Consider the following 25,297-nt stretch of genomic DNA (forward strand, 5'->3'; position numbering starts at 1 on the left):
GCAGGGGGCAAAAGCCCCCTGCTTCTTTCAATGCAAAAATGCTGGTGTGGTCCCGGAAGGGGCGCACAAACCCGAGCGCAAAATCTGCACTTCGAATGATCTCAGCACCGGCAACACGGTATCACCATAGCCGCGAGCACCCGACTGCAGTTCGGGAAACAGATCGAACAGTTCTTCCTTCACCGCCACACTCATCACGTCGAGTGTATGGTCGCCGGGATAAAATGATTCCGACCACAACCCTTCAACATTCACCAACTCATGCTGGTCGAACAGGATGTGAATATACTCGACACCTCCTTCCGGCGGCAGCTGATTGATGGTCTTACCGTTGACCAGAGATTTAGCAGTCGCCAGCATCATCGAGTGACTATGATGAAGTTCCATTGCCGGTGACGAAACGACCACCCGATGCTGCGGCGACAGCAGCAGATCTCGCGACGGCGTTTGCGGTCCCAGACTGCCTGCGCTGATCCGGATCGGACAATGCTTCGGGGTCTGATGCAGATCCGCTTCGCTCAGCCACCGCCTGCCCACCCAGCGCACGGCCCGGCTGGTGCCATCCGCGACGATCACCTGATCCCCGACTTTGATCTCTTCAATCAAACGGCGACCGGACGGAGTTAGGATGTAGGACCCCGATGTGAAGCAGACAAAGCTAGGCAGGCTGTCATAGGCCACCGGCGGCGCGGGGTTCTGCGCCAGCGTGTTGCCTGTCAGAACATCGCCGACTTCAACATCGCCAGAGGTCACGACGATGTATTGCGTCCCTGAAAAATTAATCAGAGTATAGGTAACTGGCGCCCCGCTTACAGTGGCCGTGTAACCTTCGAAAATCTGGAGGTTGCCCGAGTTGTCCAGGTTAGGAAGCGTACTGGTGTTAAACTGCTGGCCGCCGTTTCCATCCGGATCTTCAAGAAGGCCGTCATCATCGGTGATTTCGACCTGATACCCTTCGGTGATGGTCACGCTTGGATTGCCAAACGGGTCGCCGCTGATTTCATAGATGGTGATCGAGGCCAAAGCGGAGCGATTTCCCGGATATCGTTATATTCCTTAACTTTGAGCTAACTCAACTTATAAGTGTTAAGAATTGGTTTACCGAACCAGCACCTGAGTGCGGCTAAGGACGGTGTGAGCGGAACCCGAGGCCCCGTGGGTGTCCCCTTTCTAATGAAGCGCGCATAGGGTCTCACAGCTTTATTGACCGGCCAAATCAGGATCAGAATCCAAGGCAGATTGACTAAGTATCATGTGCACCCCACACTTGCGGCTTTTGAACACTTGGGGGTTTTGACATGGGCAATTTTGAAGAATCTCTGGATCCGGAAGACTGGACCCTATCGCGCAATCTTGCACATCAGATGGTTGACGATGCGATCGGGCATTTGTCCCAGGTCCGTGATCGGCATGTCTGGCAGGAAATGCCGGATACGGTTCGAGACTTCTTCAAATCCCCTGCACCCATGACGCCGCAGCCGCTTGATGCCGTCTATGCCGACCTGCGCGAAAACCTGTTCCCGTATTCCATGGGCAACATCCATCCACGGTTCTGGGGATGGTATATGGGTTCGTCCAATTTCACCGGTGCACTGGGCGATTTTATTGCCGCGGTTGACGGTTCGAACCTTGGTGGCGGCAACACGGCTGCGGCGATGATCGACAATCAGGTGGTTGACTGGTTCAAGGAATTGATGGGCTTTCCCGAGGACGCTAGTGGAACTCTGACCAGCGGTGGCTCGATGGCCAATATGGTGGCTCTGAATGTGGCGCGAAACGCACTTGCCGGCGTTGACGTTCGCGCCGAAGGCATATTGGGCATGCCGCAACCCCTCAGGTTTTACTCTTCAGACCAAGTACATAGCTGCCATCAGAAAGCACTCGAGACGATGGGCCATGGCGCAAAGTCGCTGACAGAGGTTGCAAGCGATGACCACAATCGAATGCGCATCCCTGCGTTGGAAAACGCCATCGCAGCAGACCGGGCCAAAGGCATCAAACCGGCCTGCGTGATCGCGACGGCAGGGACGACGAATACCGGTGCAATGGATGATCTCGCTGCGGTCGCGGAAATCTGTCGTCGCGAAGGGATGTGGTTCCATGTTGACGGCTGTATTGGTGCTTTCCTGCGCTTGGCGCCCGCCAACAAACATTTGGTTGATGGAATAGAGTTGGCCGACTCCATCGCCTTGGACCCGCATAAATGGCTGCACAGCCCTTTCGAAGCTGGCTGCGTACTGGTCCGGGACGCAAAGCGCCATTTCGATACGTTTGAGATGCACGGCGACTATCTGCAAATTCAGGAACGCGGGCTGATCGCTGGCAAGTTTTTGGCCGACTATAGTTTTGAGCTTAGCCGTGGGTTCAAAGCACTCAAGATCTGGATGTCACTGAAAGAGAACGGGGTCGAAAAGTTTGGCCGTCTGATCGATCAGAACATCGAACAGGCGCGATATCTGCAGCAATTGGTGAGTGCCGACCAGCGGCTTGAACTCGTCGCGCCCGTGGATCTGAACATCGTGTGCTTTCGCTATACCAATGGGATCGCGGATGAAGATCGGCTAAGGGAAATCAACACAGAAATCATGTTGCGGGTTCAGGAATCCGGTATCGCGGTTCCCTCTGATACCACCCTGGACGGGAAGCATTGCTTGCGCGTGGCGATCAACAATCACCGCACGCAGCGGCAAGATCTGGAGCTTTTCCTCGACACTGTTCTGCAAATCGGAGCGGATTTGGAATGAAAGTTCCGCGCCAACACATAGATTCGAAGCGGGCAGTACTTGCTTCTGTTTATGCGGGGATCATAAAGACAAAAAGACCCCGGCCTGAACCGGGGTCTCTCGCATCCAGACAGTAAAGGCAGATTACTCTGCGCTTTCCTCTTTCTTTTCTTTCTTCTCGGGAACGATCTCTTCGCCGGTTTCCTGATCGACGACTTTCATCGACAGGCGCACCTTGCCGCGATCGTCAAAGCCAAGCAGCTTGACCTTCACTTCCTGTCCTTCCTTCAGAACATCCGACGGATGGTTCAGGCGGCGGTTTTCGATCTGGGACACGTGGACCAGACCGTCGCGCTTGCCAAAGAAGTTCACGAAGGCACCGAAATCGACGATCTTGACCACTTTACCGGTGTAGATCTGACCTTCTTCCGGCTCAGCAACGATCGAGTGGATCATCTCATAGGCCTTCTTGATCGATTCACCATCGGGCGACGCGATCTTGATGACGCCGTCGTCGTTGATGTCGACTTTGGCACCCGAAACCTCGACGATTTCGCGGATGACTTTACCGCCCGAACCAATCACTTCGCGGATCTTGTCGGTTGGGATGTTCATGGTCTCGATGCGCGGGGCGTGGACCGAGAATTCGTTGGTCTCAGATAGGGCTTTGCCCATCTCACCCAGAATGTGCATCCGGCCGTCCTTGGCTTGCGCCAGGGCTTTCTCCATGATCTCGGGCGTGATGCCCGCAACCTTGATGTCCATCTGCAGCGAGGTGATGCCGTTTTCGGTACCCGCAACCTTGAAGTCCATGTCGCCCAGGTGGTCTTCGTCACCCAGAATGTCCGACAGGATGGCGTATTCGCCGTCATCTTCCAGGATCAGACCCATGGCCACACCGGCAACCGGTGCTTTCAGCGGAACACCCGCATCCATCATCGACAGCGAACCGCCGCAGACCGACGCCATCGAGCTGGAGCCGTTGGATTCGGTGATCTCCGACACGATACGGATCGTGTAGGGGAAGTCGGTTGCCGCAGGCAGAACCGCCTGCAGGGCGCGCCATGCCAACTTGCCGTGGCCAATCTCACGACGGCCCGGTCCACCCACGCGGCCAACTTCACCAACCGAATACGGAGGGAAGTTGTAGTGCAGCAGGAAGTTCGATTTGAAGTTGCCATGCAGCGCGTCGATGAACTGCTCATCGTCACCGGTGCCCAGAGTGGTCACGGCCAGTGCCTGTGTCTCGCCACGGGTGAACAGGGCGGAACCGTGGGTCCGCGGCAGCATCGAGGTTTCTGCAACGATCGAACGGATATCGGTGGTCGAACGACCGTCGATCCGCTTGCCGCCTTTGACGACGTCGCCGCGCAGAATGCCAGCTTCCAGCTTTTTCATTGCAGAACCGAGGTTGCCGTCTTCCAGCTGTTCCTCGGTCAGCGCCTCTTTGATCGCTTCACGGGCAGCGGCAACAGCGGCAGTGCGCTCTTGCTTGTCGGTGATCGCGAAAGCGGCGCGCATCTGCTCTTCACCAGCTGCGGCAACAGCGGCGGACAGCTCCGAGTAATCGGGCGCTTCGAATTCAAACGGCTCTTTCGCGGCTTCTTCAGCCAGCGAGATGATCAGGTCGATCACGGGCTGAATCTGCTCATGCGCAAAGGTCACCGCGCCCAGCATTTCTGCCTCGGACAGCTCGTACGCTTCCGATTCAACCATCATCACGGCGTCTTTGGTCCCGGCAACAACCAGATCCAGACGCTGTTCTGGGTTCAGGCGCAGGTCCTGCATGTCATCGACGGTCGGGTTCAGAACGTATTCGCCATCCTCGAAGCCAACGCGGGCACCGGCGATCGGGCCCATGAACGGCGCACCGGAAATGGTCAGGGCAGCGGATGCCGCGATCATCGCAACGATGTCGGGATCGTTGACCAGATCGTGGGACAGCACGGTGCACATCACCAGAACTTCGTTTTTGAAGCCGTCGACGAACAGCGGGCGGATCGGACGGTCGATGAGTCGCGCAGTCAGCGTCTCTTTCTCGGTCGGGCGCGCCTCGCGCTTGAAGAAGCCACCCGGAACCTTACCGGCGGCATAGTATTTTTCCTGATAGTGGACGGTCAGCGGGAAAAAGTCCTGACCCGGCTTTTGAGCCCGCGCAAAGGTCACGTTCGCCATGACGCTGGTTTCGCCCAGCGTGGCAATTACGCTGCCGTCCGCCTGACGAGCAACTTTGCCGGTTTCCAGTGTGAGCGTCTCTTCGCCCCACTGCATAGATTTCTTCGTTACATCAAACATATGCGTATCCTAGAACGGAGCACTCCCGCCCCTGCGGGTCTCCGGTTTGCGTGGCGGCCCCATTGCCGCCGACCCCATTTATCTTCCGTTCGAGTGCCGGGGTCAGGGCACAACGTCTCAGATGACTGGCCCATACATCAGTTTGCATGCTTTGGAAAGTCGGGAGTTTTTGAGGGGCAGGGGTTTGCCTAACCCCCGCCCAAGCCGGGCAGGGGTCGATATATCAAAGGATCGCGTGCGCCAGGATCATCACTACGCCGCAGCCAAACGCATAGCCAGTATCGACCGCGATGGCGAAACCGCTTTTCTGCGCCCATGCCCCGACCGAGGCCGTCTGTGCTGCGACTGCAAGGATGGCCAGTACCGCAACCCCAAGGCTGTTGGTCGTCTCAGTTACGGCAATCACTGAGGCCAGCAGGATCAAAAACACGATCTGGGCTGCCATTTGCGGCAGAGGTGGAGACGCGGGTGGGGTGGGATCGATCCGCGTGCCTTCGGCCCAGCGTTTTTGAAATCCGATGGGGCCGTAGACCAGCCACCCCAACAGAAAGGCGGCGATTACGCCAGCGCCAAGGGCGAGCCAGTTTATCACAGCGCACCCTCCAGCGATTCAAGGATTCGGGTCCAGCCGCCTTCATGATTGTCGCGGCTTTCCTGCGACGGAAAGCGGATGTGGTGCAGGCGCAGTTCGGTGCCCTTGTCAGTGGGTGTGAAATCCAGCGTCACGGTGGAATCGTCCTGACTGTAGGGAGAGTTCCAGGTGAATTGCAGCCGGTTGGGCCGGTCTATGACCTTATATTCGCCCTCATGCGGCAGGTCTCCGGCCTCGGGTGCGCGCATGATGATCTTGAACCGGCCACCGACCTGGGCGTCGGATTGCGCCTCGGGCACGGTCATGTTGGGGCCGGGCAGCATGAATTTAGCCAGCATTTCCGGGTTCAGCCACGCGTCAAACACCTTTTCAGGCGGGTGCGGGATGGCGCGCGTTATTTCAAGGGACAGTTCCGTCATCTTCTGGGTCCTCCAAAGCAGTTTCCAAGGCGTCCAGCCGAAGCGCCCAAATTGAACGCAGCCCGGCAAACCATTCATCCACGGCTGACAAGGGATCCATCTGAACCTCGATCAGATGTTCGCGCCATTCTGTCCGACGCTGCACCAACCCGGCATTTTCCAGCACCTTGATGTGCTTGGATACCGAATTGAGGCTCATCTCGAAGCGTCGCGCGATATCCGTCACCCGCAAGGGACCCTGCTGCGCAAGCATAGTCAGGATCGCTCGGCGTGTCGGGTCGGACGCGGCCTTCAATATTGCGCCCAGGTCATAGCGACTCTCTCGTTCAACCATTTGGATGAATTATACCCCTTCCATGCTTCAGTCAACCATTTGGGTGAATAAGGCGTTACCCATGGTTTTGACAAGCCAGTTCCTCCAACTGTTTCCACAGGGCTTCGGTAGCCGGCTGACCCGGCCCTGCTTTTCGTGCAGCGCATATGTTCCAGGTAATCGGTGGCGTGGTCTCGATCAGCTTGACCGATCCGTCCGCGACCAGTTCGGCGAAGGTTTCAGGCATACCGCCGACAACAAACTCTTGGCCCGTCAGCAGCGACGTTAGAAAGGCATAATCATCACTTTCCACCTGAGGCAACGCTCTGACCTTTTCGGCCGCTTCGTCGGTGCCGCCCAATGCCCGCGTGATCGCCGCACGCCAATGCTTGTGCAGATGCGGCGAGGCGAAAGGATATGAGAAAAGCGCGTTCAAGGTTACAGGCGAGGTGCCGTGCAGTGGATGTGAAACATGGGCAGCAAACGCCACCGCACGTTTTTCGAACATCATCAGCTTGATATTCTCGGTCTCAGGCGTATGCGTCAGATCGCCCAGATAGATGTCGATTTCATCGCTCTCAAGCATCTCGATCGGTGCCTGTCGCGCGCTGACATCCACCCTGAAACGGAATGCCGGGGATTGCTGCAAGGCGGCCTGAATCGCGGGCCGCACCAGCGTTCGCGGCGTTAGAGGGCCACAACCGATCCGCACGGTTTGACCGGTATCCAGACGGATACGCTCCACCTGATCAGCGCAGCGATTCAAACCCGCCTGCAGAGTTTTGGCCACGGGCAGGAACGTTTGCCCCTCACGCGTCAGCCCGCTGTTGCCGCGTTTGCGGTGAAACAGCGGAAAGCCGACTTGTTCCTCGGCCATCGAAACATAACGCGACAGCGACGCGTTCGAGACACCAAGGCGTTTGGCCGCTTCCTGAAAGTTGCCCGTCTCGGCAAGGTGCAGAAAGGCGGAAAGAGTCTTTTCGGTTAACACGATAGCCCTCAAGTTACAGATTCTGATCCCTAAGTTTCAGATCCTGCAAAAAAGTAAAGCTGTGTTTGCGGTGAGAATGATCCTCCCGCTAGGACATGCCGCATATCGGCCCACGTGGCCAATCCGATTGAATGCAGGAGACGAGCGGAATGTTTGGAATAAAATCAATAACAGCCAGCCTCGCGGCGGGGTTGTGGGCGGTTGCCACGGTGGCCGTCGCACAGACCGAAAAGCCCAATATTCTGGTGATAATGGCTGATGATGTCGGCTGGGCCAGCCTTGGCAGCTATCATCAAGGTGTCAAAAGCATCCAGACCCCGAATCTGGATCAACTCGCTGCCGAAGGTGCTCGGTTGACGGACTATTATGCGCAACCCAGCTGCACCGCAGGGCGTTCAGCCTTTATCACCGGTCAGTTCCCGGTGCGTACAGGCATGCACACCGTCGGCCTTCCAGGCGATCCGGTGGGGTTGAGCGACGAAGACCCGACGCTCGCAAACATCCTCAAATCCATGGGCTATACAACCGGGCAGTTCGGCAAGAACCATCTGGGCGATCTGAACAAATTCCTGCCCACGGCCAAGGGTTTTGACGAATATTGGGGCTGGCTCTACCACCTCAATGCGATGGAATACGCCAATGACCCGGATTGGCCCGATGATCCGGAATTTGCCGCTCAGTTCGGCCCACGCAACATTATCCATTCGTTTGCCACCGATACTGTTGACGAAACCGTCGACCCGCGCTGGGGGCCGGTGGGCAAACAGCGCATCATTGATGATGGCCCCGCGCCGCCCGAACGTCAGAAAACACTGGATGATGAGGTCACGGCCCACACCATCGATTTCATCAACCGCGCAGTTGATAGCGAAACCCCGTTCTTTGTCTGGATGGCCCCGGCCCGGGCGCATGTCTGGACCCATCTCAGCCCGGAATACGAGGCGATGCTGGGCGACGGGCGCGGCTTGCAGGATGTGGTCATGAAAGAGCTTGACGATAATGTCGGCAAGGTGACCGCGCATCTGGAAGAGCTCGGTATCGCCGACAACACCATCGTTATCTTCACCTCGGACAATGGCCCGGAAACGATGACATGGCCCGATGGTGGCACCACGCCATTCCACGGCGAAAAAGGCACCACGTGGGAGGGAGGATTCCGCGTTCCCGCGATCATCCGTTGGCCCGGCAAAGTTGCCGAAGGTCAGGTGCTGAACGGTATCTTCGACGGCATGGATTGGATGCCCACTCTGGTCGCGGCAGCAGGGGGGTCGCAGGATTTGCCCACCGATCTGCTTGAAGGGTTCGAAGGCTATCAGGTTCACTTGGACGGGTACAATCAGCTTTCATATCTGACCGGTGAAACCCCCAGCAACCGCAAAGAGATTGTCTATTACGAAGGCACTGACCTGCAGGCGATCCGCTACAACGACTGGAAGGCGCATTTCACCATTCAGGAAAAGGGTTGGGCCGGGCCCAAAGAGGAACTGAACGCGCCAATGCTGTTCAACCTGCGCCGCGATCCTTATGAGAAAGCGGCCGAGGAATCCGGCATGTATACGCGCTGGATGGGCAACAAGATGTGGGCCTTTGGTCCCGCCGCTCGTCTTGTTCAGGCGCATCTGGCGACCTTTGCGGATTTCCCGCCACGTGGTGCGACCGTGGGCAATGAGACCCACGTTCAGGAACAGGTCAGCAGCGAAGGTGGCATGTCGCAATAGCAGCCCGAGTTCACCTGACCCCCATTAAACGCCCGCCGAGTTGCGGGCGTTTTCAATAGTGCGCAGTGCTTCGATATTTGGCACTGGAAACCCGATGACAGAGGCCGGATGTGATGACATTGGCGCGCTATTGTATTGGGTCTTCGTGCGCGCGCGGTTTCGCCGGATTCAGCTGTTCCTCTCTGAGAATTCCTCGGAGAACAGCGGCGGTTTCGACCCTCGATATTGGTTTTCGCGTTCCATCTGGGCTGGAAGGCACCACCGATGGTTTTACAACATCAGCCGTTCGAATTGTTTTAGTCGAAAACACTCTGTCCAGAACAGCTTTCAATGGCATCGTTCACCTCCCAACAACTTAATTCGCCCAGATGCTTGTCGCTGCGGGTCAGATCTGAGCCTCGAGGGAGAAGCTCAAAGATCATATGCCGTGAGTGGTAACCCGCAGCGACACGGTGCATGTATGAAAAATTTGACTTTGAAAAAGGGGAAGGATTCCACGTTTCGCATCATTTTTGATCAAGTGGTAAAAAATAGCTGTATTATTTACGCTTACGTCAACCTTCGGAGCTATCGCCATACGGTCACGACGCCACGTCACAATTAGACCCTTGATTGATTAAGGGTCTTCTCGTCTTCCGGAGCACGAACTTCTTCCTGGATTTGATGCAAATCGGCTGAGAATCGCTCGCATTCCGGGTGATCAAGGTAACAAAAGGGCGCGCCTGTCAAAGGCGCGCCCAGTAAATATAGGGAGGACTATGAAAACCTGACGCCCGAAACAAAAGAAGCGCCTACTCACTAACAATGTCAGCATGGCGCATTCTTTTGGTCTGGTCAGTGAAGTGGTTCACATGGAGCAAAAAAATTTGTTCAAAGTGTAACTGCACATTTTAATGCCACTCCTGAACGTGGGTTGGCCTATAGCTCTCGGCCATGCTTCATGCAAGATGCCTTAGCTGATTCAGTGTTACACAATACAAATACGCCCGCCTATTGGCGGGCGTACTAGATGTACAAAAAAGGGGCAGTCAGTGCCCGCAACGCACGAACAAAGCGTGATTAGCGGCGGATGCCCAGCTTTTTGATCAGGTCCTGATAGCGCGCTTCTTCTTTGCCCTTCAGGTAGTCCAGCAGCTTACGGCGCTGGGCGACCATTTTCAGCAGACCGCGACGACCGTGGTTGTCTTTCTTGTGGGTCTTGAAGTGCTCGGTCAGGGTGGTGATGCGCGAGGTCAGGATGGCAACCTGGACTTCTGGCGAACCGGTGTCGCCGTCCTTAGTTGCGAATTCTTTCATAACGCGTGCTTTTTCAGCGGCAGTAATCGACATCGGGGTCTCCTTTAAAGGTTAGAGTTGATGGCGCAGGCCGGGATGTCGTCCAGCACAGGCCCATGGAGAAAACCGCACCGATTCCGAAGCGGATGGGCGCATATAGGCGCTTTTGCTGCGAATGGCAAAGAGATTCTGCGGGTTCAACCAGTGAAAGCGTATTGTGCCAATTGGGCTTCGGTCACAAACAGAATATCCTCTGCGGCTAGACCTTCTGCACCAAATATCTGCGCAACGTTCTCGCCGTTGACCCTGACATGGGTCAGGTCATTGTTTTCGCTGTCTGGCTCGATGGTCAGCTCAGGGTCTTCTGGGCCGTCCCAGGTGACTAGCAGCTTATCGTGACCAATCTGGAAATCCATGATTGTTGCGGCCTCCTGATCCGGTTCTGGCTGCACGATTATTTCGTCATCGCCGTCTCCACCGGTGACGATATCTCCGTCTTTGGCCAGTATGACATCATCGCCAGCGCCCCCGTTCAGAAAGTCAGGGGAAGTCTCCTCTGGACCATTGTTGCCGTTCAGAATGCCATCCCCGTCTCCACCGAACAGGGCATCTTGTCCTAGACCGCCTGTCAGATAGTCATCGCCGTCACCACCTTGCAATTGATCGTCGCCGTCATCGCCCCTCAAGATATCATCGTCCTGACCGCCGAAAATCCGGTCATCGCCGTCGCCACCTTCCAACTCATCCATTCCGAAATGACCATACAGGTCATCATTGCCTGACATTCCGGCCAAATTGTCGTCGCCATACCCGCCATGGAGCACATCGTTCCCGACGTTTCCGATCAGCGTGTCCTCTCCAGAACCACCGTGGATGACGTCATTTCCGTCCCCCCCGTCGATGAGGTCGCCGCCTTCGTACCCATTAATCTGATCATTACCCTCTTGTCCGGTCAGAACATTTGCATCCTCATCGCCCGTGATGACCAAATCTCCCTCATGCTCAAAGATGATTTCACTTGTGTTGGCATCTTCGGATGAACCGGGCTCTTCAACATCTTCATCCAGTTCGAGGAGGCTGCCTTCGGTCAATTCATCCTCAACCGAGTCATCAATTTGCTCACCATCCTCCTCGGTTGTTTCGTCGGGTACGAGAACGTCGCTTATCGCATAGGCGGCCCCTCCTAATGCAGCCATCCCGAATAAACCGATCAGAAACATGATTACCCTCCGCAAGCACACTTGCCCCGAGTGTAAAACATCTCATGCAATCAAGAGGTTGGTCAAAGCCAAGTTGCAGGCGTGGTTAACCCTTCGTCACCACAACTGAGGCTGTTGCGCGTAAGCGATGTAGAGCGGGTGCTTTGGATGGCCGTCTTTGGTGAGCCCCAGATGATACATCGGTTGACCTGTGGCGCGCAGCAGTGCTTCGACAGATCGACCGCGATCAAGATGCGCGCCATGTGTGCCCCAGCCAGCAATAACCTGATCGGCCCAGTCAACACCTTCCAGAATGGCTTGGTCGTTCTGCGGTCCAACAGGATCCTCGGCTGCGCGCATTTTGCGCGGGTCGGTATCGCGCCATGCAAAAATGTTGGTAACCTGAAATGCGCCGAAGCCCAGTGTTCGCGCCCGCCGTTCACAGCGTTCCACCGTGGGATCGTTCTGTACCTCGGTTGCGGTCGATGGGTTAAGCATCACAAACAGCGCCTTGCGCCCCGCCGGATCCCAGATGCGGGTCAGGCTATAGCGATACTTTTCGCAGTTGGAGTAGATGGCGGTCGAGGGCGCGTCGCCCTTGGTATGAGAACGGGTGATCATGCCCTTCGCCTAACACGTGGTTCAAACGACGAACACCCGGCTGGGATGCAATTCACCGGATTTGTATATCCCGACGGCCACAGCCTTGCCATCCAGCGAAGCCCAGGCCTCGTCGCCGTATTCGACGTCGGATGCCAGCACCATTCCCGGATTGCCATTGCGCAGTCGGGTTGCCCCTTCCGGGGTGCACTTCAACTCAGGCAGATCAGACAGGCCGGTTTCCAACGGGTGCAGGTATTCATCCAATGCTGTGGATTTGGCCATCTCGTCGATCTGTTCGATGGACAGGCCGTCTTCGGCCTCGAACGGACCCGACCAGATGCGACGGAGTTCTTTGACGTGGCCGTAGCAGCCCAGCGCTTCGCCCAGATCGCGCGCGATCGAACGGACATACCCGCCTTTGCCGCATGTCATTTCCAACACCACATGATCGGTGTCGGGTCGGTCGACAAGGATCAATTCTTCAACCCACAGGGGGCGTGCGGACAGTTCCACATCTTCGCCATCGCGGGCCAGTTTGTACGCGCGCTGACCGTCGATCTTCACAGCGGAAAACTTGGGCGGCACCTGCATGATGTCCCCGAGGAACGGTGAGAGCGCCTGTTTGATGTCTTCATCCGTCGGGCGCACAGAGCTTTCCGAGATAACTTCGCCTTCCGCATCGTCGGTATTGGTCGCCTGTCCTAATCGCACAGTGAATGTGTAGGCTTTCAGCGCATCGGTGATGTAGGGAACAGTCTTGGTCGCCTCGCCCAAAGCTACCGCCAGAACGCCAGTTGCTTCGGGGTCCAGCGTGCCCGCATGGCCTGCTTTCTTGGCGTCCATCGCCCAACGTACCTTGTTGACGACCGCGGTCGAAGTCATACCCGCAGGCTTATCCACCACCAGCCAACCGGAAATGTCACGACCCTTGCGTTTGCGTCCCATCTTGCACCTTGAAACTTGCTGAGGCGCGCGAGTTAGCGGATCGCTTCGACGCTGTCAATTTGCCGGTATGTTTTCGACGACGCCTACTATTGGTCCCAGTGAAAACCCGATATCTGATCGGTTGTTCGCGCGGTCATACATCCGCGAAATATTGCCATCCAGAAACAATGCGTTCGGAGTATCCAGCGCGTCGCGGAACACCCTGCCGAATTCATGGAAGGTGACGTAATCCTCAGAGATTGCAAATACCGCACGGGTCCCTTCAGCGTTGGTTCCGACCCCATTGCGTATATAGCGAGAGGTCGAATCCGTCAGAAATCGGGGGTGCAGCTCTCCGTCGATGACAAGCATTGGGCCGGACTGGGTGGCGAACCGGCATTCCGGCACGCGTTCGATGTAATCCAATGTCTCAAACACATCGGCGCGTCCGTCGCGAATGCAGAACACACCGTTGGGCAACAGACCGAAGTTTCCCGGGCCAGCATTCGGGATCACACGCATCTGTTCTTCGCCGTCCTCAACAAAGTGACCCACGGGCGAGCGATCATCATGATACATGCCCGCGTTCATCGCAAAGGCCAGACGCTTACCGTCAGGTGCCAAAGCTTCGTTCACTGACGAGAAATGGCCCAACAGGTCGCCATTCTCATCGTTCAGGAACAGGCGCAAATCTTCGGATGCCGAGTCTACCTCGCAAATGGTATAGCGCTTGTCCTCGTGGGTCAGCTTTTCACAAGTCACTGCCCCAGCCTGTGCGGCCCAAACAACTGCGCCTAATGTGACAGATAGGCGGATCACTCGTCCAGATCGCGGCGCACCGCGTCCTGTTCGAACATGCGACGGGTGTCATCCAGTCGGTCGAATGTGTCATCCAACCGGAAACGTAGATCGGGAGAGAATTTCAGTCCGACCTTCTTGCCGACCATGCGCCGCAGCTCACCCTTGTTGCGAGCGAGCAGTTCGATCACGTCCTCCTGCCCTTTGCCGCCCAATGGCAGCACATAGGCGGTGGCGATCTTTAGATCGGGCGAGGTGCGCACCTCGCCCACGGTGATCGACATGCGGTTCAAATCGGGGTCGTGGACATCTCCGCGCGCCAAAACTTCGGACAGGGTACGGCGGATCAGTTCGCCGACACGCAGCTGTCGTTGGGACGGGCCGGGGCCATCGTGGAATTTGTTCTTAGCCATAAACCCCGATCTAAGCGCAAAGCCGGGCTTTGCCAAGCGGGTGCGAACGGGGTAGGAGGCTTTGAGCCGACTTTAGAAAAGGACCAACGCAATGACCCATATTCCGGGGATCGTCATTACAGGGGCTTCGGGCCGTATGGGGCAGATGCTGATCAAGACCGTGACCGACAGTGATCAGGCACGCCTGGTTGGTGTGGTCGAGCGCAAGGGTCACGATTGGATCGGTCAGGATGTTGGTGAAGCAATGGGTGGCCCTGCGCTGGGAGTTTTGGTCACCGATGATCCGCTGGAGGCCTTCGCGCAGGCGCAGGCGGTGATCGACTTCACCGCACCCGAGGCGACGCTGGAGTTTGCCGCTTTGGCCGCGCAGGCGCGCTGCGTGCATGTGATCGGCACCACCGGCATGAGTGACGAACAGATTGCGGCGCTGGAACCGGCCTCGCGCCATGCGGTGATCGTGCGGGCAGGAAACATGAGCCTTGGCGTGAACCTGCTGGTGCAACTGACCAAAAAGGTCGCCGCCGCGCTGGATGAGGATTTCGATATCGAAGTAATTGAAGGTCACCACCATCATAAAGTCGACGCACCCTCTGGTACGGCCTTGATGCTGGGTGAAGCCGCTGCCGAAGGGCGCGGCGTCAAATTGGCGGATGTGTCCGACCGAGGTCGCGACGGCATAACCGGCGCGCGCAAACGCGGCGATATCGGCTTCCACGCCATTCGCGGCGGGGACATCGTGGGCGAACATGACGTGCTGTTCGCCGCGCCGGGAGAACGCATCGTGTTGCGCCATCTCGCCACGGATCGCGCCATCTTTGCGCGCGGCGCGCTGAAGGCAGCGCTATGGGGGCAGGGTAAGGCACCGGGCCAATACGACATGGTGGATGTGCTCGGGCTGTAAGCCATAGACGGGCCGCGCAACGGCGTTAAACTCGGGCCTATGCGGAACCTTACATCTCGAGTGGCGACCGGATTGGTGCTGATCGTGTTCTATCTGACGCTGCTGCCCTTTTTGATTCACGGGCTGGGTATGATCGGTGTTGGCCTGTCCAAAGACGCGGCTAGGCAGAGCTATCTCTTTTCCGAACGTCAAGATGTCGGCAACGCGGCCATGATGCTGCATATCTTTGCCGGAACTTTGCTGGTGGCGCTGGTGCCGCTGCAGCTGCTGCGGGGTCTTCGGCTGCGGTTTATCGGATTTCATCGCATGTTGGGCGGGCTGCTGGTCACGTTGGCGCTGATAACCGGCCTGGCGGGCATGACCTATATCCCGTTGCGCGGAACCATCGGTGGACCGCTCATGTCTGCAGCGTTCTTTCTGTATGGGCTCTGCCTGTTCACCGCTGGATTAATGGTGGCGAGGATGGCGCTGATCAGGGATCGTGCAGGGCATTGGGCCTGGGGGTTGCGGCTGTTCTGGCTGGCTCTTGGGTCATGGCTATACCGTGTACATTACACGCTTTGGTACCTGCTGACCGGTGGAGTGGGGTCAGAGCCCGATTTCTCGGGCCCTTTCGATCTGGTGCAGAACTTCGCGTTCTTCGTGCCTTACCTGTTGGCGGTTCAGATGTGGATCATTCGCAAGCGTTCTGCGCATCAAGGGGTACTGACTACAATTCTCTGATCTTGTCCGCGCGCAGCGGACAGGACAGATAGACGCCGAACTCCTTGCCGATATCCGCGCTGACCCGGGCATGAACAGCGCCCTGACGGTCAAGGAAACGCTGGTTGTCTTCGACCGGGAAAATCCCCTCGTGCCAGATGCCGGGATGGATGTAGAGGCCGCGCGAACCATCACACCAGAACGCCACCACTTTTTCTGGCGTCAGGTTGTCACCAGGCAGGGCGGCGGGAACGATGAATGGCTTTTTGTCCAGCGGCCAGAACATCTGCCCCCCGTCCGGGTGGTAGTTCATATGCCACAGCAAGACCTGATCGCGGGGTGCGGTTTGACGGCCCGTCTGTGCCTTCTGCGGATCGGCGGACCAACCTAGAACATAATGGCCATTGACGGCCTCGTTCTCACCATAAAGAACATCGCCCTGCCAGTCACAGTTAAACGTGCCTTCGACCCAACCCGCTTCGTCGCCGGTTCCTTCGTCAATTGGTCGCCAACCTTGCTGCGGCCAGCGCACAATTTCGATCTCGAACTTATCCGGGGTGTCGACCAGACAGCCAAACCCCTTGACCGAAGTTTCCGTTGCGCGGATCAGCGGCACCTCGTGCCAGGGCAGGGATGGTTTTGAACTGGCCTCGAAGATGTACTCTGGCGCGGTCATGACGAACCTAGATGTTTATCGACCATGCGCTGCACCATCGGTGCGAAATGGGCGAAATCCGGTGTTTCCATTTCCGCGCGCTTGCCCGCCTCGTCGAGATAGCGCACCTGGATGATCTCTTTCAGGTTCGGGTTAGCCTCAAATTCCGCGACCTCCGCGGCGCTCATCGGGCCGCCTTGTAGTTCTAGCGTATGAACCGAGGCGGCGGACAGGCGGTTGAAATAATCAGGCTTCGTCGCGCAGAGATATCGCTTGGCCGCCACATGATAACGGCAGCAATCGGTGATGACCGAGGGGAAGAACTGCTCGAGCACCTCTGCTCCCGCGTCCTCGTGGTGGCGATCTTCGGTGTCGTCGGGGTGATAGGTGCCAAATTCAGATGTGAAGTGACCAATGTCATGCAACAGCGCGCCGACAATGATTTCTTCGGGCTGCCCATTTTGTTCGGCAATCGTGGCACCCTGCAGCATGTGCTCGGCCATGGTCACGGGTTCGCCCAGATATTCCTCGCCACCACGGCGCTCGAAGATGTCGCCGATAAATGCCACGATGTTGTCCTGGTTCAGGGTTGAAAAGTCGGGTTTCATTCTGCTGCCTCCGGCTGTGCCATCCGCATGGCAGCCAAGGTCGAAAGCAACCCATCCTTGTCAGCATAACAGCCCTGCAGCCAGCGTGACCCCGCGCCAGAGTAACCTAGACGCGCATGCAGGACGCGGGTGTTGTCGACAATAAAGCTTTCGCCCGGTTCCAGCTTGAAAGACACGCCCATGGCAGGATCGTCGATGATCTCACCCAACTGACGATAGGCGGCGTAATAGGCCTCCATCTGATCGAACGGCACATCGACGAACGGAGCGGAGGAACGGTTGTTGAAGCGGATGCCGATCAATTCGCCATCCGGAGACAGTTCGATCATCGGGCGACGCGATTGCAGACAGACGCCGTCAGAGCCTTTGTATTCAAACCGCGCCGGATAGCCCGCCAACAGGGCGAAACCTTCGGGGTTCTGATCGCGTAGACGCTCGGCCGCGTGGAAGCCATCGACAACAATGGAATCCCCACCTTCGGCCGAATTCTCAAGACAGTAGAGGATTTGCAGCGTTGGTACCGGGTCGCGATAGGGATTGTCGGTATGGGCCTGCAGACCTAATCCGGTATAGGCGAGGTTGGTTGGATTCACCTCGGTCCGGACCTCAAAATAAGGACCATAGTTGGTCTCACGCACATAGCCGAACAAATCGGCGACTTTCAGCAGCGATTCTGGCTCGGTGGGGCCATCTGTTAGCTTAGCGAACCCGTATTCCGCCACTGCGGCCAGCCAGTCGCGCTTGGCTGTGGGGTTGGCATGCACCGCATTCCAGTCACCGCACGGCGCGTCGATGCCGCGTTCCCAAGTTGTGATGTCTGGGGCCAGGCGGCCGATCTCGCTGTCCCGATCGCGATCATAGACGTGTTCGGCCAACCAACTGGCAGGAAAAGTCACAGTTTTGTCTTCGGGTTGGAATGTGACGATCAGATCTCCGTTAACGACCTCTGTGGCGCTGATCGATACATCCGCCGGAATATCGCCGATTGTGATCAGGCGCTGACCATTGCCCGACGCTCGTGTTTCGGGGTCCAGAGCGTTGTCGCGCAACCAGATGGCGTGAAATCTGGATTGAGTGCCATTCGCAAAATCGATGGTGACCATCGAGGGATCATGGGTGGCAGAGCGCAGCATGGGGGTTCTCCTGTTCAGCGCGGGCTTTGCTTGAGGAGATACGCGCTTCGTGGCATTACCACAATTAAACCTTGTTGCCGCTGAGGCCTGGAAAATCTTATGGCTAAGAATAAGATCGGATTACCCCCTCTGGACTGGCTGCGCGTGTTCGAAGCTGCCGGGCGACTGGGCGGTTTTTCCGCCGCTGCGCGCGAATTTGGTCTGACGCAGGCAGCGGTCAGTCAACGGATCGGCAATCTTGAGGCTTGGTTAGGTCGATCGCTGTTTGTGCGCGAGGCACGGGGCGTGTCGCTGACAATCGAGGGTGAAAGCTATCTGCCATTGGTGCAGGACAGCCTGCAGGCACTGGAACGCAATACCGAGGATTTGTTCGGAAAAACCCCGCGCGAGCTTCGAGTCGCAGGACTTTCGTCGCATATCCACGCGCTGGTTCTCCCTGCCTTGCCTACGTTCCTGGAGGCGCAGCCCAAAGTGCGTGTGATGACAGATTCGATGGCGCGTCGCGCCTCGTTGGAGGAAGAGCGTACCTGGCTGCAGATCCGCTATGGCAGAGGCGTCTGGCCTGGGCGAAAGGCAAAGCTTATCGCGCCTGAAGTGCTGGCACCGATGGCAGCACCTGGCATCAAGTGGGGCGCGCCGCTGATTGATCTACGTGGAGAACGCCCCGGCTGGAAGGACTGGGCGCAGGTTGCGGGGGTTGATGAATTGCCAACTGGCCGGATCAGTTTCGACTCGGTCGGTCATGCGATCACGGCAGCGCGTCAGGGCATGGGGATCGCGTTGGGATCACTCCCTTTGGCGTCGAGCAGTTTGGAGACCGGTCAACTTCGCAGACTGGAAATGCCCGAGCTTGCGACAAAGGATGGCTATTGGCTGACATGGCCCGAGGATAGGGTGCGCTCGAATCGACAACGCGCTTTGATCGATGACTTCTTGCAGGCGTTGCGCGATGGCTGATCAGAAATCGATTGCGATGCCCTTTTTCTCCCAATCACCGTAACGGGCCGGATCTGGTCCGTCGCGCCCGCCCAGCTCTTTGGGCCGTGCCTTCGCTTCGGCCTCTGCGTTTTTGCGGCGTTCTTCTGCCTCGGCAAGGGCGCGCTGGGCGGCAGGGGGCAGGTCTTTGCGCTCGTCACTCATGACATTGGGTTCCTTTCCGTACAGGGCCTTGATATACGCCCTCGTCCGCACAAGGCAATGCGGGCAAAGGTCACGAGAGGCACTCAGCATCATGTTAAATTCCGCCACAGCAGCGCGCCGAAGTGCGATCTATCTGCTGGATCAGATACTCGGCGAGGGGCGGCTGTTGCCCGAATGTCTTGCGGCAGGTGCGCTGGATCGATTGGCCCCTGAGGATCGCGCGCGGGCGCAACGATTGACGATCGAAACCTTGCGCGGGCTCGAGCGTGCCGACCGGCTGCTGGCCGATCACCTGCGACAAACGCCCGCGCTGACGGTTCACAACGCCTTGCGGCTTGGCACGGTCGAGCTGTGTCAGGGCGAAGCCGCGCACGGGGTGGTGAATTCCATGGTCGAGATCGTGGGCCGTTCGCGCAAGCATGGACGGCTGAAGGGGTTGGTTAACGCGGTTTTGCGCAAGATTGCCGCCGACGGGCCCGACGCTTGGCCCAAGATGCGTGTGCCTCGCCTGCCAGAGTGGTTGCGCGAACCGCTGATCATGGCGTGGGGTGAAGACGCCGTGAAAGGTATGGAGCACGCGCAATTCAACGGGGCACCATTGGATTTGACGCCAAAACCAAGCGTCGAGATCGCGGGTGCAGAGATGTTGCCCACCGATTCGGCGCGGCTGCAGGATGCGGGGCAGGTCTCGACCCTGCCAGGATATGAGGCCGGGGATTGGTGGGTTCAGGATGCGGCGGCGGCGTTACCCGTTCGGGTTCTGGCCCCGAAAGCCGGAGAGAAAATTCTGGATCTCTGCGCCGCGCCGGGTGGAAAAACCTTGCAGCTATCTGCTGCAGGTGCAGATGTCACCGCTCTGGATATCTCGGAGGCGCGACTTGTGCGTGTTCGCGAGAACCTGAAACGAACCGGCCTGAAAGCTAAGGTTATCGCCCAAGATGCGCTGGAGCATAAGGGCCAGTATGACGCTATCTTGCTGGACGCACCCTGTTCGGCAACGGGTACGATTCGCCGCCATCCGGATTTACCTTTCGCCAAGGACGGTTCGGAATTTGGCGGGTTGATCGAGTTACAGGCGCGCATGCTGGCTCATGCCTGGACTTTGCTGAAGCCTGGCGGGCGGTTGGTCTATTGCACATGCTCGCTGCTGCCGGACGAGGGTGAAGTACAGATTGAAGAGGCACTGGATAGCTATACTGATATGCAGGTTGACCGCGCCGCTCTTGAGATTGCGGGCGTTGAAGCAGATTGGATCACTGTAGAAGGTGGCCTGCGATTGCGTCCCGATTACTGGCAGGACAAGGGTGGGATGGACGGATTTTATATTGCCTGTCTGAACAAATCCGCCTGACGCGACGCTTTTCGATGACTTGACGAGCGGACCGGTCTATCGTGTGTTCAAGCGCCCGCAGAGCGCAAGGGGCAGAGTCGCAAGCGTCATGTCAAACACGGATACAATGGCCAATCGCTGGATGCGGTTTCAGAACCGTCTTTATGCGCGCCTGAGTCAAAGGCGGAAGGCGGTCTCAGGATTCGTCGGCCAGCCCGAGCCGCGTACCGTTGGGTCTTTTGCCCGTGGTCGGCAACTGGTGGCCGGGAATTTGCTGTTTGCGGGATATCTGGTTGAGGCTGATGACACCGACCTCTGGGATGTGGTCGCGCCAAGCCTTGATTTCGATGACGAACGTCACGGTTTTGTGTGGCTGGACGATTTGGCGGCCGTGGGCGACATGCGCGCCCGGGAAAAAGCGCAGCGTTGGGTCTGGGGCTGGATAGATGCGCATGGGCGCGGCAAAGGCCCTGGTTGGGCGCCGGACCTGACAGGGCGGCGGGTCATGCGTTGGATCAATCACGCGGTTTTTCTGCTGCGCGGTGTCGATGAAGCGCAAAGCAAGGCTTTCTTTCGATCGCTGTCGCAGCAGACGTGGTTTCTGTCCAAACGCTGGACAGCGGCAACACCGGGATTGCCAAGGTTCGAGGCTCTGGCCGGTCTGGTGCAGGCCGGATTGGCGTTGGAAGGTCAGGAGCAGATGGCAGACCCGGCCTTGCGCGCTCTGGCCCGTGAGTGTGAACGTCAGATTGATGCCGAAGGCGGTATCCCAACCCGCAATCCCGAAGAATTGCTTGAGGTGTTTACCTTGTTGTCCTGGACTTCGGCGGCTCTCAGCGAAGTGGGCCGCGGCACACCTGCTTCGCAGACCGAAGCGATCAAACGCATCGCGCCGACGTTGCGAAATCTGCGCCATGCGGATGGGGCGCTGGCCAGATTTCACGGCGGTGGGCGCGGGTTGGAAGGACGGTTGGATCAGGCGTTGGCGCAAAGCGGGGTAAAGCCGCAGCAGCACTCGGACCTGTCGATGGGTTATGCGCGTCTGGCGGCCTCGCGCACGACGGTTCTGGTGGATGCCAGCGCGCCACCCAAAGGCGCAGCCTCGTATAACGCGCACGCGTCCACCCTTGCGTTTGAACTGACCTCGGGCCGGCGCCCGCTGATCGTGAACTGTGGATCGGGTGGCAGTTTTGGTCAGGACTGGCGACGTGCGGGGCGCGCAACCCCGTCCCATTCGACCCTGTGTGTCGACGGCTACTCCAGCGCGCGGCTTGCCGAAGTCGCAAAAGGATCGTCGCAGGAGGCGCTGGTCGATGGCCCTCGGGACGTCCCGGTGGATTTCGAAGATGCCTTTGAGGGCACACGGTTCATGGTCGGCCATGATGGTTACAACAAAGTGTTCGGTCTGACCCACGCCCGTACGCTCGAGCTGCGATTTGATGGGCGCGAGCTTGAAGGGGAAGATATACTGCTGACCGCAACCGACAAAGCCAAACGGCAATTTGATCGGGCCATGGACGGGGCGGGCCTGAATGGGATCGCCTTTGATATCCGTTTTCACCTGCATCCCGACGTTGATGCGGCGTTGGATTTGGGCGGCGCGGCCGTGTCGATGGCGCTCAAAAGCGGCGAGATTTGGGTTTTCCGCCACGATCGTGTTGGAAAGTTGTCAGTTGAACCAAGCGTTTACTTGGAAAAAGGTCGATTAAAGCCGCGCGCGACAAAACAGATCGTTCTATCTGGGCGCGCAATGGAGTATGCGACGCGCATCCGGTGGACGCTCAGCAAGGCTCAGGATACAGCCTACGCCGTGCGCGATACGCACCGGGACGAGCCCGTTTTCGACTGACGCCAAAAGGACCTTTGGACCCATGACCGACCTTCACCCCGTGCGCCGCGCGTTGCTTTCCGTTTCCGACAAGACCGGATTGATCGAACTGGGCAAGGCACTGTCCGAACGCGGGGTCGAGTTGCTTTCGACTGGCGGCACGGCCAAAGCGTTGCGTGATGCTGGCCTAGAGGTCAAAGATGTGAGCGAGGTGACCGGTTTTCCTGAGATGATGGATGGCCGGGTCAAAACGCTTCACCCGATGGTGCATGGCGGCCTTCTGGCGCTGCGCGACAATGATACCCACGTTGCCGCGATGAACGAACACGGGATTGCTGCGATCGACCTGCTGGTCGTGAACCTCTATCCGTTTGAAGCGACCGTGGCGAAGGGTGCAGGTTACGATGAGTGCATCGAGAATATCGACATTGGTGGACCTGCGATGATCCGGGCGGCGTCCAAGAACCATGCCTTCGTTAACGTCGTTGTGGATGTCGAGGATTATTCTTCGCTGCTGGATCAACTAGAAGAAAACTACGGTAAGACGTCGCTGGGTTTCCGACAGTGGCTGGCGCAAAAGGCTTATGCCCGGACTGCTGCTTATGACACCGCCGTGTCCAACTGGATGGCCTACGCGTTGCAGCTTGAGGCGCCGAAACGCCGCGCCTTTGCGGGTGAGTTGAAACAGACCCTGCGCTATGGCGAGAATAGCCATCAGCAGGCTGCATTCTACACAGATGGTACGGATCGCCCTGGCGTGGCGACCGCTGTGCAGCATCAGGGCAAGGAACTGAGCTACAACAACATCAACGACACGGACGCGGCGTTTGAGCTGGTCGCCGAGTTTGATCCGGCGGACGGCGCAGCCTGTGCCATCATTAAGCACGCGAACCCGTGCGGTGTGGCCAAGGGGGCTACGTTGCTTGAAGCCTATAAAGCCGCGTTCGATTGTGATCGGACCTCGGCCTTTGGCGGAATCGTTGCTCTGAACCAGCCTCTGGATGCGCAAACCGCGCAAGAGATCACTGGAATCTTTACCGAGGTCGTGATCGCTCCGGGTGCGTCGGACGAGGCCAAAGCGATATTCGCCGCGAAGAAGAACCTGCGCTTGCTGACCACAGAGGCTCTGCCTGACGTGACAGCAGGAGGGAAAACCGTGCGTCAGGTCGCCGGTGGCCTGCTGGTGCAGGACAAGGATAACGGCTTTGTCGGCATGGATGACCTGAAGGTCGTCACCAAGAAGGCCCCGTCTGACGAACAAATGCGCGATCTGCTGTTTGCCTGGAAGGTCGCCAAACACGTAAAATCCAACGCTATCGTCTACGTTAAAAACGGCGCAACCGTAGGCGTTGGTGCAGGCCAGATGAGCCGCGTCGATTCAGCGTTGATCGCCGCCAAAAAGGCCGAGCGCATGGCCGACGTACTGGAACTGCCCCAACCACTGACCATCGGCTCGGCCGTGGCATCTGATGCGTTCTTTCCCTTTCCCGACGGATTGATGGAGGCCGCCGAGGCAGGCGCCACTTGCGTCATTCAGCCCGGCGGTTCGATGCGTGACGATGAGGTGATCGCGGCGGCAGATGAGGCAGGTCTGGCCATGGTCTTCACCGGTATGCGGCATTTCCGTCACTGATGCGCAGCCCGCTCCTCCTCTGGGCCGGACTGGCGGCGTTTTTGATCGACCAGATCAGCAAGTATCTGGTCGTTCACGTGCTGCGCGTGGCGCAGGGCGATATCGGCGTCCTGCCGCCGTTTCTGGTGTTCAAATACGGTGAGAATCGCGGCATCAACTTCGGGCTGTTTCAGGGCGACAGCGATGCAGCGCGCTGGGTCCTGATCGGCATTTCTATGGCGATTTGTCTGGGTGTCCTGATTTGGTTGGGCCGAATAGCCCCGACGAGGTTTCAACAATTCTGCGGTGGCCTGCTGATCGGCGGCGCGCTGGGAAATGTCGTGGACCGGGTGCTTTATGGCTATGTTCTGGATTTTCTGAACATGTCCTGTTGTGGGATCAATAACCCGTTTGTGTTCAATCTGGCGGATGTGTTCATATTTGCGGGAGCATTGGGTTTGGTCCTATTCGATGGCAAAAAGCCCTCGTGACCTGCCCGATGATATGCGATAAAAGCGCCTGAAACTGGCTGGAGACACTGATGCGTATGCCACGCACCATTCTTGTTCTGACACTCGCCGCGACAGTTGCGGGCTGTTCCGATATTGGTTTGCGCAATCTTCGGGCGCCCGGGCCCGGGCCGGATGAGTTCTCGGTCCTGCCGGTTAAGCCGCTGACCCAACCAAAGGATTATGCCTTTCTACCTGCACCTACCCCTGGTGGCGCGAATCTGACTGATCCTAATCCAAAGGCAGATGCTGTTGTGGCTCTCGGCGGCAGCGAAGCGGCCCTGAACCCTAATACCGCGATCCCTGCGAGTGATGCAGCGCTGGTCACAGCTTCAAGCCGATATGGTGTTCCCGCCAATACGCGGCAGGTTGTTGCTCAGGAAGATGCGGATTTCCGTAAGAAGAAGCAGCGCTTCACGCGTTTGCGGCTTTTCCCGGTGGATCGTTATTCGCAGGCATATCGGCGCGAGTCGATCGATGCGAACAATGCGAACGAAGCGGCGCGGCAGCGTGGTATCGAAACACCTTCTGCGCCTCCGTTGGAATGAACTTTTCTTAACATTCCGTCATTGGCCTTGAACACTGGCAGCACCACCGTAGTTTGAATACCAGAAAC

26 protein-coding genes are annotated in these 25,297 nt (G+C 57.8%); 10 read left to right on the plus strand and 16 right to left on the minus strand.

Annotation, left to right across the window (positions count from 1 at the left end):
- Nucleotides 1-27: 27 nt before the first annotated feature.
- Entirely contained in the window at nucleotides 28-1,023 is a 996-nt protein-coding gene (locus ACR3EJ_RS05625; RefSeq protein ID WP_170541823.1) for a Hint domain-containing protein, read from the minus strand.
- A gap of 275 nt (nucleotides 1,024-1,298) precedes the next feature.
- Here ACR3EJ_RS05625 and ACR3EJ_RS05630 point away from each other — a divergent pair, with 275 nt between their 5' ends.
- Nucleotides 1,299-2,744, plus strand: coding sequence for a pyridoxal-dependent decarboxylase (locus ACR3EJ_RS05630; protein WP_170541820.1), 1,446 nt, complete (start codon nucleotides 1,299-1,301; stop codon nucleotides 2,742-2,744).
- 123 nt (nucleotides 2,745-2,867) lie between these two features.
- Here the strand turns inward: ACR3EJ_RS05630 and pnp are convergent, their stop codons facing one another.
- From pnp to ACR3EJ_RS05655, 5 genes are all read right to left on the minus strand, one after another.
- Nucleotides 2,868-5,018 (minus strand): polyribonucleotide nucleotidyltransferase, encoded by a 2,151-nt coding sequence (gene pnp, locus ACR3EJ_RS05635; protein ID WP_170541817.1) that lies wholly within the window; start codon nucleotides 5,016-5,018, stop codon nucleotides 2,868-2,870.
- A gap of 223 nt (nucleotides 5,019-5,241) precedes the next feature.
- Nucleotides 5,242-5,610, minus strand: a complete 369-nt coding sequence (locus ACR3EJ_RS05640) for a DUF1761 family protein (RefSeq protein WP_170541814.1) — start codon at nucleotides 5,608-5,610, stop codon at nucleotides 5,242-5,244.
- Nucleotides 5,607-6,029, minus strand: coding sequence for an SRPBCC family protein (locus tag ACR3EJ_RS05645; RefSeq protein ID WP_170541811.1), 423 nt, complete (start codon nucleotides 6,027-6,029; stop codon nucleotides 5,607-5,609). The genes ACR3EJ_RS05640 and ACR3EJ_RS05645 overlap by 4 nt, the downstream gene beginning before the upstream one ends.
- Complete coding sequence (locus tag ACR3EJ_RS05650; RefSeq protein ID WP_010438614.1) at nucleotides 6,010-6,363, minus strand: ArsR/SmtB family transcription factor; 354 nt, start codon at nucleotides 6,361-6,363, stop codon at nucleotides 6,010-6,012. Before ACR3EJ_RS05650 ends, ACR3EJ_RS05645 begins: the two co-directional genes overlap by 20 nt.
- Before the next feature lie 55 nt (nucleotides 6,364-6,418).
- Nucleotides 6,419-7,333 (minus strand): LysR family transcriptional regulator, encoded by a 915-nt coding sequence (locus ACR3EJ_RS05655; protein ID WP_170541808.1) that lies wholly within the window; start codon nucleotides 7,331-7,333, stop codon nucleotides 6,419-6,421.
- 149 nt (nucleotides 7,334-7,482) lie between these two features.
- On the opposite strand from ACR3EJ_RS05655, the gene ACR3EJ_RS05660 reads away from it, so the two are divergent.
- Nucleotides 7,483-9,051 (plus strand): arylsulfatase, encoded by a 1,569-nt coding sequence (locus tag ACR3EJ_RS05660; RefSeq protein ID WP_170541805.1) that lies wholly within the window; start codon nucleotides 7,483-7,485, stop codon nucleotides 9,049-9,051.
- 1,059 nt (nucleotides 9,052-10,110) lie between these two features.
- Here the strand turns inward: ACR3EJ_RS05660 and rpsO are convergent.
- From rpsO to rbfA, 6 genes are all read right to left on the minus strand, one after another.
- Nucleotides 10,111-10,380, minus strand: coding sequence for a 30S ribosomal protein S15 (rpsO, locus tag ACR3EJ_RS05665; RefSeq protein WP_008757925.1), 270 nt, complete (start codon nucleotides 10,378-10,380; stop codon nucleotides 10,111-10,113).
- A 143-nt stretch (nucleotides 10,381-10,523) separates the two neighbouring features.
- The gene (locus ACR3EJ_RS05670) at nucleotides 10,524-11,546 is read right to left on the minus strand and encodes a calcium-binding protein (RefSeq protein WP_170541802.1); all 1,023 of its coding nucleotides are present in this window, start codon (nucleotides 11,544-11,546) and stop codon (nucleotides 10,524-10,526) included.
- 96 nt (nucleotides 11,547-11,642) lie between these two features.
- Nucleotides 11,643-12,146 carry a DUF1643 domain-containing protein gene (locus tag ACR3EJ_RS05675; RefSeq protein ID WP_170541799.1) on the minus strand — a complete coding sequence of 168 codons (504 nt, stop codon included), beginning with the start codon at nucleotides 12,144-12,146 and terminating at the stop codon, nucleotides 11,643-11,645.
- 21 nt (nucleotides 12,147-12,167) lie between these two features.
- Entirely contained in the window at nucleotides 12,168-13,073 is a 906-nt protein-coding gene (gene truB / locus ACR3EJ_RS05680; protein ID WP_170541796.1) for a tRNA pseudouridine(55) synthase TruB, read from the minus strand.
- A 54-nt stretch (nucleotides 13,074-13,127) separates the two neighbouring features.
- Nucleotides 13,128-13,871: a phosphodiester glycosidase family protein gene (locus ACR3EJ_RS05685; protein WP_170541793.1), complete on the minus strand. Its 744-nt coding sequence runs from the start codon at nucleotides 13,869-13,871 to the stop codon at nucleotides 13,128-13,130.
- Nucleotides 13,868-14,263, minus strand: coding sequence for a 30S ribosome-binding factor RbfA (rbfA, locus tag ACR3EJ_RS05690; protein WP_010438628.1), 396 nt, complete (start codon nucleotides 14,261-14,263; stop codon nucleotides 13,868-13,870). The genes ACR3EJ_RS05685 and rbfA overlap by 4 nt, the downstream gene beginning before the upstream one ends.
- A 91-nt stretch (nucleotides 14,264-14,354) precedes the next feature.
- On the opposite strand from rbfA, the gene dapB reads away from it, so the two are divergent.
- Entirely contained in the window at nucleotides 14,355-15,164 is an 810-nt protein-coding gene (dapB, locus tag ACR3EJ_RS05695; protein ID WP_170541790.1) for a 4-hydroxy-tetrahydrodipicolinate reductase, read from the plus strand.
- Nucleotides 15,165-15,224: 60 nt separating this feature from the next.
- Nucleotides 15,225-15,887 (plus strand): DUF2306 domain-containing protein, encoded by a 663-nt coding sequence (locus ACR3EJ_RS05700; protein ID WP_480422838.1) that lies wholly within the window; start codon nucleotides 15,225-15,227, stop codon nucleotides 15,885-15,887.
- Here ACR3EJ_RS05700 and ACR3EJ_RS05705 read toward each other — a convergent pair.
- From ACR3EJ_RS05705 to tmpA, 3 genes are read right to left on the minus strand one after another with little or no spacing between them, the layout of a single operon-like run.
- The gene (locus ACR3EJ_RS05705; RefSeq protein WP_170541783.1) at nucleotides 15,874-16,542 is read right to left on the minus strand and encodes an ureidoglycolate lyase; all 669 of its coding nucleotides are present in this window, start codon (nucleotides 16,540-16,542) and stop codon (nucleotides 15,874-15,876) included. The two genes, ACR3EJ_RS05700 and ACR3EJ_RS05705, sit on opposite strands and share 14 nt — an antisense overlap.
- A complete protein-coding gene (gene tmpB / locus ACR3EJ_RS05710) occupies nucleotides 16,539-17,129 on the minus strand; it encodes a (R)-1-hydroxy-2-trimethylaminoethylphosphonate oxygenase (protein ID WP_170541780.1) in 591 nt (196 codons plus the stop codon). Before tmpB ends, ACR3EJ_RS05705 begins: the two co-directional genes overlap by 4 nt.
- Nucleotides 17,126-18,262, minus strand: a complete 1,137-nt coding sequence (tmpA, locus tag ACR3EJ_RS05715) for a 2-trimethylaminoethylphosphonate dioxygenase (RefSeq protein ID WP_170541777.1) — start codon at nucleotides 18,260-18,262, stop codon at nucleotides 17,126-17,128. The genes tmpB and tmpA overlap by 4 nt, the downstream gene beginning before the upstream one ends.
- A 99-nt stretch (nucleotides 18,263-18,361) precedes the next feature.
- On the opposite strand from tmpA, the gene ACR3EJ_RS05720 reads away from it, so the two are divergent.
- The gene (locus tag ACR3EJ_RS05720; protein ID WP_170541773.1) at nucleotides 18,362-19,219 is read left to right on the plus strand and encodes a LysR family transcriptional regulator; all 858 of its coding nucleotides are present in this window, start codon (nucleotides 18,362-18,364) and stop codon (nucleotides 19,217-19,219) included.
- Here the strand turns inward: ACR3EJ_RS05720 and ACR3EJ_RS05725 are convergent, their stop codons facing one another.
- A complete protein-coding gene (locus tag ACR3EJ_RS05725) occupies nucleotides 19,220-19,402 on the minus strand; it encodes a DUF1674 domain-containing protein (protein WP_010438637.1) in 183 nt (60 codons plus the stop codon).
- A 91-nt stretch (nucleotides 19,403-19,493) separates the two neighbouring features.
- Here ACR3EJ_RS05725 and ACR3EJ_RS05730 point away from each other — a divergent pair, with 91 nt between their 5' ends.
- The 5 genes from ACR3EJ_RS05730 (at nucleotide 19,494) to ACR3EJ_RS05750 (ending at nucleotide 25,229) form a co-directional block, all read left to right on the plus strand.
- The gene (locus ACR3EJ_RS05730; protein ID WP_170541770.1) at nucleotides 19,494-20,753 is read left to right on the plus strand and encodes a transcription antitermination factor NusB; all 1,260 of its coding nucleotides are present in this window, start codon (nucleotides 19,494-19,496) and stop codon (nucleotides 20,751-20,753) included.
- Between the two features lie 88 nt (nucleotides 20,754-20,841).
- Entirely contained in the window at nucleotides 20,842-22,581 is a 1,740-nt protein-coding gene (locus tag ACR3EJ_RS05735) for a heparinase II/III domain-containing protein (RefSeq protein WP_170541766.1), read from the plus strand.
- 22 nt (nucleotides 22,582-22,603) lie between these two features.
- Nucleotides 22,604-24,193 (plus strand): bifunctional phosphoribosylaminoimidazolecarboxamide formyltransferase/IMP cyclohydrolase, encoded by a 1,590-nt coding sequence (gene purH, locus ACR3EJ_RS05740; protein WP_170541764.1) that lies wholly within the window; start codon nucleotides 22,604-22,606, stop codon nucleotides 24,191-24,193.
- Nucleotides 24,193-24,663 (plus strand): signal peptidase II, encoded by a 471-nt coding sequence (lspA, locus tag ACR3EJ_RS05745; protein ID WP_170541761.1) that lies wholly within the window; start codon nucleotides 24,193-24,195, stop codon nucleotides 24,661-24,663. The genes purH and lspA overlap by 1 nt, the downstream gene beginning before the upstream one ends.
- A 50-nt stretch (nucleotides 24,664-24,713) precedes the next feature.
- Nucleotides 24,714-25,229, plus strand: a complete 516-nt coding sequence (locus ACR3EJ_RS05750; protein WP_010438645.1) for a DUF3035 domain-containing protein — start codon at nucleotides 24,714-24,716, stop codon at nucleotides 25,227-25,229.
- The last annotated feature ends 68 nt before the right edge of the window (nucleotides 25,230-25,297 follow it).

The sequence above is a fragment of the Ruegeria sp. AB11 genome (assembly GCF_056536325.1).

What these genes read in the sequence shown, in the direction of transcription:
- ACR3EJ_RS05730 (WP_170541770.1), top strand. Translation starts at nt 19,494, where the DNA reads ATGTTAAATTCCGCCACAGCAGCGCGCCGAAGTGCGATCTATCTGCTG.
- rbfA (WP_010438628.1), bottom strand. Translation starts at nt 14,263, where the DNA reads ATGGCTAAGAACAAATTCCACGATGGCCCCGGCCCGTCCCAACGACAG.
- dapB (WP_170541790.1), top strand. Translation starts at nt 14,355, where the DNA reads ATGACCCATATTCCGGGGATCGTCATTACAGGGGCTTCGGGCCGTATG.
- ACR3EJ_RS05705 (WP_170541783.1), bottom strand. Translation starts at nt 16,542, where the DNA reads ATGACCGCGCCAGAGTACATCTTCGAGGCCAGTTCAAAACCATCCCTG.
- ACR3EJ_RS05630 (WP_170541820.1), top strand. Translation starts at nt 1,299, where the DNA reads ATGGGCAATTTTGAAGAATCTCTGGATCCGGAAGACTGGACCCTATCG.
- tmpB (WP_170541780.1), bottom strand. Translation starts at nt 17,129, where the DNA reads ATGAAACCCGACTTTTCAACCCTGAACCAGGACAACATCGTGGCATTT.
- ACR3EJ_RS05725 (WP_010438637.1), bottom strand. Translation starts at nt 19,402, where the DNA reads ATGAGTGACGAGCGCAAAGACCTGCCCCCTGCCGCCCAGCGCGCCCTT.
- ACR3EJ_RS05660 (WP_170541805.1), top strand. Translation starts at nt 7,483, where the DNA reads ATGTTTGGAATAAAATCAATAACAGCCAGCCTCGCGGCGGGGTTGTGG.
- purH (WP_170541764.1), top strand. Translation starts at nt 22,604, where the DNA reads ATGACCGACCTTCACCCCGTGCGCCGCGCGTTGCTTTCCGTTTCCGAC.
- ACR3EJ_RS05675 (WP_170541799.1), bottom strand. Translation starts at nt 12,146, where the DNA reads ATGATCACCCGTTCTCATACCAAGGGCGACGCGCCCTCGACCGCCATC.
- ACR3EJ_RS05670 (WP_170541802.1), bottom strand. Translation starts at nt 11,546, where the DNA reads ATGTTTCTGATCGGTTTATTCGGGATGGCTGCATTAGGAGGGGCCGCC.
- ACR3EJ_RS05650 (WP_010438614.1), bottom strand. Translation starts at nt 6,363, where the DNA reads ATGGTTGAACGAGAGAGTCGCTATGACCTGGGCGCAATATTGAAGGCC.
- rpsO (WP_008757925.1), bottom strand. Translation starts at nt 10,380, where the DNA reads ATGTCGATTACTGCCGCTGAAAAAGCACGCGTTATGAAAGAATTCGCA.
- pnp (WP_170541817.1), bottom strand. Translation starts at nt 5,018, where the DNA reads ATGTTTGATGTAACGAAGAAATCTATGCAGTGGGGCGAAGAGACGCTC.
- ACR3EJ_RS05735 (WP_170541766.1), top strand. Translation starts at nt 20,842, where the DNA reads ATGTCAAACACGGATACAATGGCCAATCGCTGGATGCGGTTTCAGAAC.
- ACR3EJ_RS05720 (WP_170541773.1), top strand. Translation starts at nt 18,362, where the DNA reads ATGGCTAAGAATAAGATCGGATTACCCCCTCTGGACTGGCTGCGCGTG.
- truB (WP_170541796.1), bottom strand. Translation starts at nt 13,073, where the DNA reads ATGGGACGCAAACGCAAGGGTCGTGACATTTCCGGTTGGCTGGTGGTG.
- lspA (WP_170541761.1), top strand. Translation starts at nt 24,193, where the DNA reads ATGCGCAGCCCGCTCCTCCTCTGGGCCGGACTGGCGGCGTTTTTGATC.
- tmpA (WP_170541777.1), bottom strand. Translation starts at nt 18,262, where the DNA reads ATGCTGCGCTCTGCCACCCATGATCCCTCGATGGTCACCATCGATTTT.
- ACR3EJ_RS05645 (WP_170541811.1), bottom strand. Translation starts at nt 6,029, where the DNA reads ATGACGGAACTGTCCCTTGAAATAACGCGCGCCATCCCGCACCCGCCT.
- ACR3EJ_RS05750 (WP_010438645.1), top strand. Translation starts at nt 24,714, where the DNA reads ATGCGTATGCCACGCACCATTCTTGTTCTGACACTCGCCGCGACAGTT.